10 protein-coding genes are annotated in these 12845 nt (G+C 70.4%); 9 read left to right on the plus strand and 1 reads right to left on the minus strand.

All coding sequences use genetic code 11. From position 1 onward, the window contains the following. The 7 genes from kdpA (at position 1) to AB0P35_RS19500 (ending at position 9722) form a co-directional block, all read left to right on the plus strand. The gene (kdpA, locus tag AB0P35_RS19470) at positions 1-1662 is read left to right on the plus strand and encodes a potassium-transporting ATPase subunit KdpA (RefSeq protein WP_363512085.1); all 1662 of its coding nucleotides are present in this window, start codon (positions 1-3) and stop codon (positions 1660-1662) included. Next, positions 1662-3773, plus strand: coding sequence for a potassium-transporting ATPase subunit KdpB (gene kdpB / locus AB0P35_RS19475; protein WP_363512087.1), 2112 nt, complete (start codon positions 1662-1664; stop codon positions 3771-3773). The genes kdpA and kdpB overlap by 1 nt, the downstream gene beginning before the upstream one ends. A gap of 16 nt (positions 3774-3789) precedes the next feature. Beyond that, the gene (gene kdpC / locus AB0P35_RS19480) at positions 3790-4398 is read left to right on the plus strand and encodes a potassium-transporting ATPase subunit KdpC (RefSeq protein WP_363512089.1); all 609 of its coding nucleotides are present in this window, start codon (positions 3790-3792) and stop codon (positions 4396-4398) included. A 170-nt stretch (positions 4399-4568) separates the two neighbouring features. Continuing rightward, positions 4569-7148, plus strand: a complete 2580-nt coding sequence (locus AB0P35_RS19485) for an ATP-binding protein (RefSeq protein WP_363512091.1) — start codon at positions 4569-4571, stop codon at positions 7146-7148. Continuing rightward, the gene (locus tag AB0P35_RS19490) at positions 7145-7552 is read left to right on the plus strand and encodes a response regulator (protein WP_363512093.1); all 408 of its coding nucleotides are present in this window, start codon (positions 7145-7147) and stop codon (positions 7550-7552) included. The genes AB0P35_RS19485 and AB0P35_RS19490 overlap by 4 nt, the downstream gene beginning before the upstream one ends. Before the next feature lie 104 nt (positions 7553-7656). Continuing rightward, positions 7657-9012 carry a GH1 family beta-glucosidase gene (locus AB0P35_RS19495; RefSeq protein ID WP_363512095.1) on the plus strand — a complete coding sequence of 452 codons (1356 nt, stop codon included), beginning with the start codon at positions 7657-7659 and terminating at the stop codon, positions 9010-9012. A gap of 416 nt (positions 9013-9428) precedes the next feature. Further along, positions 9429-9722, plus strand: a complete 294-nt coding sequence (locus AB0P35_RS19500) for a hypothetical protein (RefSeq protein WP_363512097.1) — start codon at positions 9429-9431, stop codon at positions 9720-9722. A 37-nt stretch (positions 9723-9759) separates the two neighbouring features. Here AB0P35_RS19500 and AB0P35_RS19505 read toward each other — a convergent pair whose 3' ends face one another. Further along, entirely contained in the window at positions 9760-10173 is a 414-nt protein-coding gene (locus AB0P35_RS19505; RefSeq protein WP_363512137.1) for a MarR family winged helix-turn-helix transcriptional regulator, read from the minus strand. A gap of 149 nt (positions 10174-10322) precedes the next feature. Here AB0P35_RS19505 and AB0P35_RS19510 point away from each other — a divergent pair, with 149 nt between their 5' ends. Together AB0P35_RS19510 and AB0P35_RS19515 are read left to right on the plus strand one after the other, a co-directional pair. Beyond that, positions 10323-11354 carry an aldo/keto reductase gene (locus tag AB0P35_RS19510; RefSeq protein ID WP_363512099.1) on the plus strand — a complete coding sequence of 344 codons (1032 nt, stop codon included), beginning with the start codon at positions 10323-10325 and terminating at the stop codon, positions 11352-11354. 313 nt (positions 11355-11667) lie between these two features. Then, entirely contained in the window at positions 11668-12789 is a 1122-nt protein-coding gene (locus AB0P35_RS19515) for a Gfo/Idh/MocA family oxidoreductase (RefSeq protein ID WP_363512101.1), read from the plus strand. Positions 12790-12845 lie beyond the last annotated feature (56 nt).

The raw sequence follows: 12845 nt of genomic DNA on the forward strand, positions 1-12845 counted from the left end.
ATGAGCTCCACTGCTGCCGGGTGGCTTCAGGCCCTCGCCCTGGTGGGCGCCCTGGCCCTGTGCTACCGACCCCTGGGCGACTACATCGCCAAGCTCCTCACCTCCGCCGAACACCTGAGAGTCGAACGCGGCCTCTACAAGGTCATCGGTGTGGACGGTGACGCCGACCAGCGCTGGCCGGTGTACCTGCGTTCGGTCCTGGCCTTCTCCGCCCTGTCGATCCTCTTCCTCTACGGCCTGATCCGGCTCCAGACGCACCTGCTGCTGTCGCTGGGTGTGCCGGAGATGGAGGCCCATCAGGCGTGGAACACCGCGGTCTCGTTCACCACCAACACCAACTGGCAGTCCTACAGCGGCGAGTCCGCGATGGGGCACCTGGTGCAGATGGCGGGCCTGGCGGTGCAGAACTTCGTCTCGGCCGCGGTGGGTATCGCGATCGTGGCCGCGCTGATCCGGGGCTTCACGCGCAACCGCACCGACCGGGTCGGCAACTTCTGGGTGGACCTGACCCGCATCGTGCTGCGCCTGCTGCTGCCGCTGTCGATCGTCTTCGCGCTGGTGCTGGTCGCCAACGGCGTGGTGCAGAACTTCCACGGCTTCCACGAGGTGACCACGCTCACCGGCAACGCGCAGGCGATACCCGGCGGTCCGGTGGCCTCGCAGGAGGTCATCAAGGAGCTGGGCACCAACGGCGGCGGCTTCTTCAACGCCAACTCCGCCCACCCCTTCGAGAGTCCGAACGGCTTCACCAACTGGCTGGAGATCTTCCTGCTGCTGGTGATCTCGTTCTCGCTGCCGCGCACCTTCGGCAAGATGGTGGGCGACAACCGCCAGGGCTACGCGATCGTCGCGGTCATGGCGATCTTCTGGGTGGCTTCGGCCGCGCTGATCACCTTCGCCGAGTCCCAGCACTCGGGCACGGCGCTGCAGGCCGCAGGCGGGGCGATGGAGGGCAAGGAGCAGCGGTTCGGCATCGCGGCCAGCTCGCTGTTCGCGGCGTCGACGACGTTGACGTCGACCGGTGCGGTGAACTCCTTCCACGATTCGTTCACGCCGTTCGGCGGCGGGTTGACGATCTTCAACATGATGTTGGGTGAGATCGCGCCCGGCGGAACCGGCTCGGGCCTGTACGGCATGCTGATCCTGGCGATCGTCGCGGTGTTCGTGGCCGGTCTGATGGTCGGCCGCACCCCGGAGTACCTGGGCAAGAAGCTCGGCGGCCGGGAGATGAAGTTCGCCTCGCTCTACATCCTGACCACGCCGGCGATCGTGCTGATCGGCAGTGGAATCGCGATGGCGCTGCCGGGTGAGAGGGCGAGCATGCTCAACAGCGGCCCGCATGGCTTCTCCGAGGTGCTGTACGCGTTCACCTCCGCCGCGAACAACAACGGCTCGGCGTTCGCCGGCATCACCGTCAACACCGAGTGGTACGACACGGCGCTCGGCCTGGCGATGGCGTTCGGCCGGTTCCTGCCGATGGTGTTCGTGCTGGCGCTGGCGGGTTCGCTCGCGCAGCAGCAGCCGGTGCCGGCGAGCGCGGGCACGCTGCCCACGCACAAGCCGCTGTTCGTCGGCCTGCTCTCCGGTGTGGTGCTGATCGTCGTCGGCCTCACCTACTTCCCGGCCCTGGCCCTCGGGCCGATCGCAGAAGGTCTCCACTGATGTCCACCACGCTCACCCCCGCCCCCACACCGGTCGAGAACAGCGAGGCACCGCACAGAGTCGCCGCCGGGCTGCTCGACCCCAAGTTGATCGTCGCCTCGCTGCCGGACGCGGTGAAGAAGCTCGACCCGCGCGTCATGGTCAAGAACCCCGTGATGTTCGTGGTCGAGGTCGGCTCGGTGGTCACGACCGTCGCGGCGATCGCCGACCCGTCGGTGTTCGCCTGGGCGCTCACGGCCTGGCTGTGGCTGACCGTCGTTTTCGCGAACCTCGCCGAGGCCGTCGCCGAGGGCCGCGGTAAGGCGCAGGCCGACACCCTGCGCAAGACCAAGAGTGACACCATGGCCCGTCGCCTGGTCGGCTGGCCTGCCTCGCAGGCCGAGGAGGAGGTGTCCGGCACCGCGCTGCGGCTCGGCGACCACGTGGTGGTCGAGGCCGGGCAGATCATCCCCGGCGACGGTGACGTCGTCGAGGGCGTCGCGAGCGTCGACGAGTCGGCGATCACCGGCGAGTCCGCGCCCGTCATCCGCGAGTCCGGCGGCGACCGCTCGGCGGTCACGGGTGGCACCCGGGTGCTGTCGGACCGGATCGTGGTGAGGATCAGCTCGGAGCCGGGCAAGACCTTCATCGACCGGATGATCGCGCTGGTCGAGGGCGCGTCCCGGCAGAAGACGCCGAACGAGATCGCGCTGAACATCCTGCTGGCGTCGCTGACGATCGTGTTCCTGATCGCGGTGGTGACCCTGCAGCCGATGGCGACCTACGCTGGCGCTCCGCAGTCGATGGTGGTGCTGGTCGCGCTGATCGTCGCGCTGATCCCGACCACCATCGGCGCGCTGCTCTCGGCGATCGGCATCGCCGGCATGGACCGGCTGGTGCAGCGCAACGTGCTCGCCATGTCGGGCCGCGCGGTCGAGGCCGCGGGCGACGTCAACACCCTGCTGCTGGACAAGACCGGCACCATCACCCTGGGCAACCGGCAGGCCGCCGAGTTCCTCCCCGCGACGGGTGTGACGGTCGACGAGCTGGCCGACGCCGCCCAGCTGTCGTCGCTGGCCGACGAGACCCCCGAGGGCCGCTCGATCGTCGTCCTCGCCAAGACCGGGTACGGCCTGCGGGCCCGCGCGCAGGGCGAGTTGGCGCACGCCACCTGGGTTCCGTTCACCGCCCAGACCCGCATGTCCGGCGTCGACCTGGACGAGGCCGGCGGTGTCCACCAGGTCCGCAAGGGTGCCTCCAACTCGGTTGCCGAGTGGGTGAGCTCCAACGGCGGCACCGTGGGCACGGACGTGACGGACCTGGTCCAGCAGATCTCCGCGGCCGGCGGCACCCCGCTGGTCGTCGCCTCCCGGATCGGCAGCGCCGCTCCCCGCGCCCTGGGTGTCATCCACCTCAAGGACGTCGTCAAGGCGGGCATGCGCGAGCGCTTCGACGAGCTGCGCCGGATGGGCATCAAGACCATCATGATCACGGGCGACAATCCGCTGACCGCGAAGGCGATCGCGGAGGAGGCGGGCGTGGACGACTTCCTCGCCGAGGCCACCCCCGAGGACAAGATGGCCCTGATCAAGAAGGAGCAGGCCGGCGGCAAGCTCGTCGCGATGACCGGCGACGGCACCAACGACGCCCCGGCGCTGGCGCAGGCTGACGTCGGTGTCGCGATGAACACCGGGACCATGGCGGCCAAGGAGGCCGGCAACATGGTCGACCTGGACTCCAACCCGACCAAGCTGATCGAGATCGTCGAGATCGGCAAGCAACTGCTGATCACCCGGGGCGCGTTGACCACGTTCTCGATCGCCAACGATGTCGCGAAGTACTTCGCGATCATCCCCGCGATGTTCGCCGGGGTGTACCCGGGCCTGCGGCACCTGAACGTCATGGGCCTGCACAGCCCCGAGTCGGCGATCACCTCGGCGATCATCTTCAACGCCCTGGTCATCATCGGCCTGATCCCGCTCGCCCTGCGCGGCGTCAAGTACCGGCCGTCGAACGCGAGTTCGCTGCTCTCCCGGAATCTCGGGGTGTACGGCCTCGGCGGCCTCATCGTGCCGTTCGTCGGCATCAAACTCATCGACCTCATCGTCCAGTTCATCCCCGGCCTGAGCTGAGAGAGGCCAGAACACCATGCCCACCATTCTGCGAACCCACCTGACCGCGCTGCGGATGCTGCTGGTGATGACCGTCATCCTCGGCCTCGCCTATCCGCTGCTGGTCACCGGGGTCAGCCAGGTCGCCTTCGCCGACAAGGCCAACGGGTCGATCGTGAAGTCCGACGGCAAGGAGATCGGGTCCAGCCTGATCGGCCAGAGCTACGACCTGCCGAAGAAGAACCCGGACGAGCAGGCGCAGCCGGACCCGAAGTGGTTCCAGCCGCGCTTCTCCGCCGGCTCGTACGACCCGAAGGCCTCCGGCGCTTCCAACCTCGGCCCGAACAGCGAGGACCTGCTGAAGGCCGTCCAGGAGCGCCGGGCCGCGATCGCCGCCTTCGACGGCGTAGACCCGGCGAGCGTCCCGGTCGACGCGGTCACCGCCTCCGGCTCCGGTCTCGACCCGCACATCTCCGTGGCCTACGCCAAGGAGCAGGTCGCCCGGGTGGCCAAGACCCGCGGCATCCCCGTCGAGACGCTGAACCGGCTGATCGAGAAGTACACCGAGGGCCGCTCGCTCGGCTTCCTCGGCCAGGACGGAGTCAACGTCGTCCTGCTCAACAAGGCTGTGAGCCAAGCAAAGTGATGGCGCGGCAGCGCAAACGACCGGACCGACCCGTGTGCTGGGATCCCCAGCACCCGGGTCGGTCGCCCGTGTGCTGCACCCGACGGCAGGAGCAAGGCACCCGATCGGCGTCGTGCATGGAGAGCTCACCATCGATTCCGGCCGCCCTTCGCATGGAAAGAGCAGCGCCCATGTCCCGTGACCTCACCCCCGGCACCGGTGTCCGCCGAGGGCAACTGAGGGTCTACCTCGGATCGGCTCCCGGTGTCGGCAAGACGTACCGGATGCTGGACGAGGCGCACAGACGGCTCGACCGGGGCGCGGACGTGGTCGTCGGCTTCATCGAGTGCCACGGCCGACGGCACACCGAGAACCTGCTCCAGGGCCTGGAACTCGTCCCCCGGCTGACCCGCGGCTACCGGGGCACCGACTTCCAGGAGATGGACCTCGACGCGATCCTCGCCCGCCGCCCGCAGGTCGCCCTGGTCGACGAGCTGGCGCACACCAACATCCCCGGCGGGCGGCACGCCAAGCGCTGGCAGGACGTCGAGGAACTCCTCGCCGCCGGCATCGACGTGATCACCACGGTCAACGTGCAGCACCTCGAGTCGCTGAACGACGTCGTCCAGAAGATCACCGGAATCCCGCAGCGCGAGACCGTCCCGGACGAGGTCGTCCGCCGCGCCGACCAGATCGAACTGGTGGACATGGCCCCGCAGGCCCTTCGCCGCCGCATGGCGCACGGAAACGTCTACAAGGCGGAGAAGGTGGACGCCGCGCTCTCCAACTACTTCCGCGTCGGCAACCTCACCGCGCTGCGCGAAGTCGCCCTGCTGTGGGTCGCCGGACGGGTCGACGAAGGCCTGCGCGACTACCGCGCCACCCACAACATCGACCGCGTCTGGGAGACCCGCGAACGCGTCGTCGTCGCACTCACCGGCGGCCCCGAGGGCGAGACCATCATCCGGCGGGCCGCCCGGATCGCCGACCGCACCGCCGGCGGCGAACTGCTCGCCGTGCACGTCACCCGCAGCGACGGCCTGGCGGGCGCGTCCCCCGGGGCACTGGCCGAGCAGCGGCAGCTGGTGGAGACCCTCGGCGGCAGCTACCACGTCGTCGTCGGCGACGACATCCCCAGCTCTCTGCTCGCCTTCGCCCGCGCCCACGACGCCACCCAGCTCGTCCTCGGCACCAGCCGACGCGGCCGGCTCAACCGCTTCCTGACCGGGCCAGGCAACGGCCAGACCATCGTCGACCTGTCCGAGGACATCGACGTCCACATGGTCACCCACGAGTTCACCGGACGCGGCCGCCTCCCCACCCTCGGACGGCGGCACTCCCGGCGGCGGACGGTCGCCGGCTACGCCGCCGGCCTGGTGCTCCCCGTCCTGCTCACCATGGTCCTCTCCCAGCTCACCGGGACCCTGAACCTCACCACCGAGGCGCTGATCTTCCAGCTCGGCGTCGTCGCGGTCGCCCTGCTCGGCGGCGCGACCTCCGCCCTGCTGGCCTCGCTGGTCGCCTCCCTGCTGCTCAACTACTACTTCATCCCACCCGTCCACACCTTCACCATCGGCGAACCCAACAACGTCATCGCCCTGGTGGTCTTCGCCGTCGTCGCGCTCACCGTCTCCACCGTCGTCGACCACGCCACCAGGCTCACCGCCCGCGCAGCCCGCGCCACCGCCGAGGCCGAGACGCTCTCCACCCTCGCCGGCAGCGTGCTGCGCGGCGCCGACGCCGTACCTGCCCTGCTGGACAAGACCCGCACGGCGTTCGGCATGGACTCCGTCGCCCTGCTCGACCGCGCGAGCGGCGAGGCCCTCGCGCGCAGCGACGCCGACGGCGACACCCCGGCCGCCGACCGGGTGGTCACCGAAGTCCCGGTCGGCACCGACACCCTGCTGGTCCTGGCCGGACGCCGGCTGCCCGCCGCCGACCAGCGCGTGCTCGCCGCGTTCACCGCGCACGTCGCCGCCGCGCTGGAACGCGACCGGCTCGCCACCGTCGCCGCCGAGATCGAACCGATCAAGGCCGCCGACAGGATGCGCACCGCGCTCCTCGCCGCCGTCAGCCACGACCTGCGCACCCCGCTGGCCGCCGCCATGGCCGCCGTCGGATCGCTGCGCAGTCCCGAGGTCGAGTTCGCCCCCGAGGACCAGGCCGAACTCCTCGACATGGCGGACGAGTCGCTGGTCAAGCTGACCCGCCTGGTGGACAACCTGCTCGACATGAGCCGCCTTCAGGCCGGCGCCCTCACCCTCCACCTGGAACCCACCGGCCTCGACGACGTGCTGCGGGGCGCCGTGGACTCCCTCGCCAGGCCGGACGCCGCCGTCCAGCCCCTGGACCTGGACACCGTTCCCGCGGTGCTCGCCGACCCGCCGCTGCTCGAACGCGTCCTGGCCAACGTCATCACCAACGCCCTGCGCTACAACGCCCCGGGCGCACCGGTCCTGGTCGCCGCCAGCCACCACCAGGACCGGGTCGAGATCCGCGTGATCGACCGCGGCCCCGGCATCCGGCCCGAGGACCGCGACCGCGTCTTCGTGCCCTTCCAGCGCCTCGGCGACACCGACAACACCACCGGCGTCGGCCTCGGCCTCGCCCTCTCCCGCGGCCTCGCCGAGGCCATGGGCGGCTCCCTCGACGTCGAGGACACCCCCGGCGGCGGCACCACCATGCTGCTCACCCTCCCCGCGGCGGCGACCTTCCCGGCCGAGACCGTCCCGGCGGATCCGGTTCCGACGGACGGAGGCGAGACGGAATGAGCCACATCCTGGTGGTGGACGACGAACCGGCACTGCTGCGCGCGCTGAAGATCAACCTGCATGCCCGGCGCTACTCCGTGCTGACCGCCGCGACCGGACAGGAGGCCCTCGACTCCGTCGGCCGGAACAGCCCGGACGCCGTCGTGCTGGACCTCGGACTGCCCGACTTCGACGGCATGGACGTCATCCGGGGCCTGCGTGCCTCGCTCTCCGTACCGATCATCGTCCTGTCGGGCCGTGCCGAGGTCGACGAGCGGATCCGCGCACTCGACGCCGGGGCCGACGACCACCTCACGAAACCGTTTGCGGTGGACGAGCTGTTCGCCGGACTCCGGGCCGTACTCCGGCGCTCCACCGTCGTGGCGCCGCCCCACGTCCTCATCGGCTACCGCTACCAGCCCTGAACCGGTCCCGTGGTGCTGGTGTGTTTTCGCGACATTGCAGTAACATGAGCTCAACTCATGTTACTGCCGTTCATCCGTCGCTGCCGTGAGCAGGGAGTCAGGCTGTGCCGAACCGACTCGACCTCCCGTCCGACTTTCGCTGGGGAGCCTCCACCGCGGCGTACCAGATCGAGGGAGCGGTGGCGGAGGACGGGCGCGGGCCGTCCGTCTGGGACGTGTTCGCCGCCCGCCCCGGCGCCGTCCGGGACGGCCACACCGGGGCGGTGGCCTGCGACCACTACCACCGCTACCCGGAGGACATCGCCCTGATGCAGGGCCTCGGCCTCGACGGCTACCGGTTCTCGATCGCCTGGCCGCGCATCCAGCCCACCGGCGCCGGTCCGGTCAACCCGGAAGGGCTCGCCTTCTACGACCGCCTCGTCGACGCCCTACTGGAGTCCGGCATCACCCCGCTGCCCACCCTTTTCCACTGGGACCTCCCGCAGGCCCTGGAAGACGTGGGTGGCTGGCTGGACCGCGACACCGCGTACCGCTTCGCCGAGTACACCTCGGTGGTCGTGGACCGCCTCGGCGACCGGGTGCCCACCTGGATCACCCTCAACGAGCCCTTCGTGCACATGGTCTACGGCTACGCCCTCGGCATCCACGCCCCCGGCCGCGCGCTGATGCTCGACGCCCTGCCCGCCGCCCACCACCAGCTGCTGGGCCACGGGCTGGCCGCCGCGGTGCTGCGCGAGCGCGGCCTGGGGGTGATGATCGCGAACAACCTCACCCCGGTGTGGACCGCCGGCCCCGACCCGGCGGACGCGGCGGCCGCCACCGCCTACGACGCCCTGCACAACCGGCTGTTCACCGACCCGCTGCTGCTCGGGCACTACCCCGACCTGTCGGCGTTCGGCCTCACCGAGGACCTCGGCGGCGCGGTGCGCCCCGGGGACCTGAAACTCATCGCCGGCCCCGGCCTCGACGGACTCGGCGTCAACTACTACAACCCCACCCGCATCGCCGCCCCCACCGACCCCGGCCTCCCCTTCAGCGAGGCCCCGATCGAAGGCGTCCCCCGCACCGCCTTCGACTGGCCCGTCGTCCCCGACGGCCTCCGCGAACTGCTCGTCGGCCTCCGCGACCGCTACGGCGCCGCCCTCCCGCCCATCACCATCACCGAGAACGGCTGCTCCGTCGCCGACGAACCCGCCCCCGGCGGCACCGTCCGCGACCCCGACCGGATCAGCTACCTCGCCGGCCACCTCGACGCCCTCGCCGCCGCAGTCGCCGAAGGTGTCGACGTCCGCGGCTACTACACCTGGTCCCTCCTCGACAACTTCGAATGGGCGGAGGGCTACCACCAGCGCTTCGGCCTCGTCCACGTCGACTTCGACACGCAGAAGCGCACCCCGAAGGCCTCGTACGCCTGGTACCGCGACCTGATCGCTGCCCATCGGGCGCTGCAGCACGGGTAGTTGGGCATCCGCGCAGGAACTTGCCCAAGTCGGGTTCGATGCCGATCAGCCGCCTTGGTGATGGAGGACGTTCGAAGGCAGTGCGCCGTCGCGAGGGGCGAAGACATGGTGTTCGACGAGCACAGAGGGCATCGCCAACGGTTCGTCCGTCCCGACCGGGAGTACTCGCCGCGGGGCGTCCGCCTGGTGGGCGCGGCTGCTCGCCGCGTTGGGCCGGGGCCGGTGCCGCTGACCGCGCAGGCGTCGAGGACGGCGCGGCCGGGCAGGCCCCCCACCGTCTGCCCGGCCGCGCTCGGCTGTGTGACCGTCGGCCGAGAGAGGTAGCGCCCACGTACGGCGGGGCCTTGAACCTCGGGATCTCCTCAACGGGGGCGCAACGGTTTTGCGGCACACCGGCCGCCCCGGCCAGAGATCGTTTGCCGGGAACGCTCCTCCGGCGCCTACGCGCAGGCCATCCGCTACGGCTCAAGGAGGAGCGCATCCTGGGTCCGGAGACGACCGTCCTCGCCAGCCTCGTTCGCTCCTTCGCCGCCCTGCTGACACCGGCGGACGGGAACGCCGAGCTCCTGACCGCCTGGATCGTCGAAGCCCAGGCAGTCGACCTGCCCCGCCTGTACGCCTTCACATGCGGCCTCGAGCTGGACGGGGACGCCGTGACCGCTGCCCTGACCTGCTGGGCTGACGTCGCCCTCCGTCACCAGTGCATGTGAGACGGAGCCGTTGGCTGGACCGGCCCTGTTCCGGCGCCTACAGCCGGCGGAACACGGAGATCAGTGTTTCGATCTCCTGCGCGGAGAGCTTGTCGGTGAGGTGGCGGCGTACCGCGGTGTCCAGGCCGGGGTGTACGGCGGTGATGGCCGTACGTCCGGGGTCGGTGAGGGTGACGGTGACACCGCCGGCGCGTTCGCGGGTGACGAGTCCACGCTTGCCCATGCGGGTGAGCTGGTGGGAGATGCGTGTGCGGTCCCAACCGAGTGACGCGGCGAGCTCGCTCTGGCGCAGGCTGCCTCCCGCCTTGTTGAGGTTGGCGAGGATCGTCAGGTCCGGTTCGGACAGGCCCGCCGCCTCGGCGGTGTCCGCGATCACGCGGGCTCGGACGACCTCGTGGGCGCGCTTGAAGGCGCTCCAGAAGTCGACGGGCTCGCACGCGGCGTCGGTCATGGCCTCGCCCGGCGCGGCGGCCTCTCCGTTCGGTGTTGACATATCAACGCGCCTTTTCTTAGTGTTGAGATGTCAACGCTAACAGGTGGCTGCGCCCTCAGCAGCCCCCTGTCGGCCGCGTCCACCCTTCTCGCCCCGCAGGAGGCACCGTGCAGACCCGACCCCTTGGAGCCGGCGGCCCGCAGGTCCCCCCTCTCGCACTGGGCTGCGCCGGCATGTCCGACCACACCGCCCCCGCCGACGAGGCCGACGCCATCGCCACGATCCGCACGGCCCTCGACGCCGGCGTCACCCTCCTCGATACTGCCGACTTCTACGGCATGGGCCACAACGAGGACCTCATCCGCCGCGCCCTGCGCGCCGGCGATCGCGAAAAGGCGCTGCTGAGCGTCAAGTTCGGCGGTCTGCGCGGCCCCGACGGATCCTTCGTCGGCATCGAGGGCCGTCCCGCCCACGTGAAGAACGCGCTCGCCTACTCGCTGCGCCGCCTCGACACCGACCACGTCGACATCTACCGCTCCGCCCGCCTCGCCCCCGACACCCCGATCGAGGACACGATCGGCGCCATCTCCGAGCTGGTCCAGGCCGGGTACGTGCGGCACATCGGGCTCTCCGAGGTGGGGCCTGAGACCATCCGCCGTGCCCACGCCGTGCACCCGATCTGCGATGTGCAGATCGAGTACTCCCTGTTCAGCCGTGATCCCGAGGCCGATGGCATCCTCGACACCTGCCGCGAGTTGGGGATCGGCGTCACCGCCTACGGGGTCCTCGCACACGGCCTGCTCACCGGCACCTACCGGCAACCCACCGGAGGTGACCCGCGCGCCCACTGGTTGCCCCGCTTCCACCCCGACAACCTTGCCACGAACCTCACCCTCGTCGAACGGCTGCGGCCGCTTGCCGACGCGCGCGGCATCAGCGTCGCGCAACTCGCCACCGCCTGGGTCGTCGCCCAGAGCCGTGAGCGCGGCACCATCGTGGCCGTACTGGGCACCCGCCGACCCCACCGCGTCACGGAGGCCCTGGCCGCGACCGACGTCGCCCTGACCGACGCAGACCTCCGCACGATCGACGAGGCCATCCCGGCCGATGCGGTGGCTGGAACCCGCTACGCCGCACCCCTCATGGCACTGCTGGACAACGAACGCGGCCCGACTTCGTCTGCAAGCGCACGGAACTGACCGCCGACGGCCGGCCGGACTTCGCGGCCTCCACCGACATGGTCTCCGTCGGCATGCTCGGTGAAACCGGGCCAGAAGTTCCGCGTCACCTGCAACACCACCGTGTCCTTCACGCCCATCTGCGGCATCACCCGCTGACCCACGCACTCCGATCCCGTGCCCACCGGGCGCGGATCTCCTGCCTCGGCGCCCTGCTCGACACATGGCCCTGCTTCCTATGACGGGGCCCTGTGGTCGGTCACTCCCTCACTGGGTCCATGGCCACTGTGAGCGACGCCGGTGCCCCATCTATACAGAGAACAGGCTGCGAATCGTGAACACATCTGAGTCACTGCTCACCGAACTGGTCCGGTCCGAGAAGCCGATCGGAGTAGGGATCATCGGACTCGGGGCGCACGGTAGTTGGGCCGAGCGCTCTCACCTGCCGGCCCTGCGCACCGTCCCGGGCTACGAGCTGAAGGCCTTGAGCGCGAGTTCGAAACAGTCGGCGGAGCGCGCCGGACAGAAGCACGGTGTCTCTCTAACCTTCGGGACGGCGGCCGAACTGACTGCCTGCGAAGAGGTGGACCTCGTGGTCGTGGCAGTGAAGGTGCCGCGTCACCGGGAACTGGTGCAGACGGCGCTGAGCGCCGGCAAGAGCGTGCTGTGCGAGTGGCCGCTGGGCAACGGGCTCGCGGAGGCCGAGGACATGGCGCAGCAAGCGCGCAGCCGCGCTGTGCCGACCGTCGTCGGACTCCAGGCACGGTCGCATCCGGCCCTGGCTTATGCACGGGATCTCGTGGCCGACGGCTACGTGGGGGAGGTGCTGTCCACTACGGTCGTCGGCTCCGGCGGTGCCTGGGGCGCCACCGTCGGCCCCGGCGATCACTACGTGCTCGACGCCGCCAACGGCGCGACGCTGCTGACCATTCCTTTCAGCCACACCCTCGACGGACTCGCGTCCGTCCTGGGAGAGCCCGAGGAACTGCGGATCCAACTGGTGTCGCGGCGTACGTCGGCTGTGGACACCGAGAGCGGACAGCCCGTGCCCATGACCGCCGCAGACCAGGTGGTGGCCTCGGGACGGCTGCCGGGCGGCGCGGTGGTCACCTTCCACTACCGCGGAGGCACGTCCCGGGGCACCAACTTCCGCTGGGAGATCAACGGCACCGAGGGCGACCTCGTCCTCACCGCCCCGATCGGCCATCTCCAGCTCAGCCCGGTCACCCTCGAAGGCGGCCGCGGAACCTCCCCCGGACTCGCTCCCCTGACGGTCCCGGAATCGTATGTTCACGTCCCGCAACTGGACCCCCGAGCCGACGCGCCGCTCTACGCGGTCGCTCACGCCTACCAGCAGTTCCTGGACGACCTGCGCGAGGGCACGTCAGCGGTGCCCGATTTCGCGCACGGCGCCGCCCGGCACCGCAGCATCGAATCCGCCATGACGACAGCCTGACCGGACGTGCCGGCCTCGGCCTGCAGCAGTTGCGCCCCGGACACTGCGCAAGGGAC

This window comes from Kitasatospora sp. NPDC085879 (genome assembly GCF_040686255.1).
Classification (GTDB): Bacteria; Actinomycetota; Actinomycetes; order Streptomycetales; family Streptomycetaceae; genus Kitasatospora.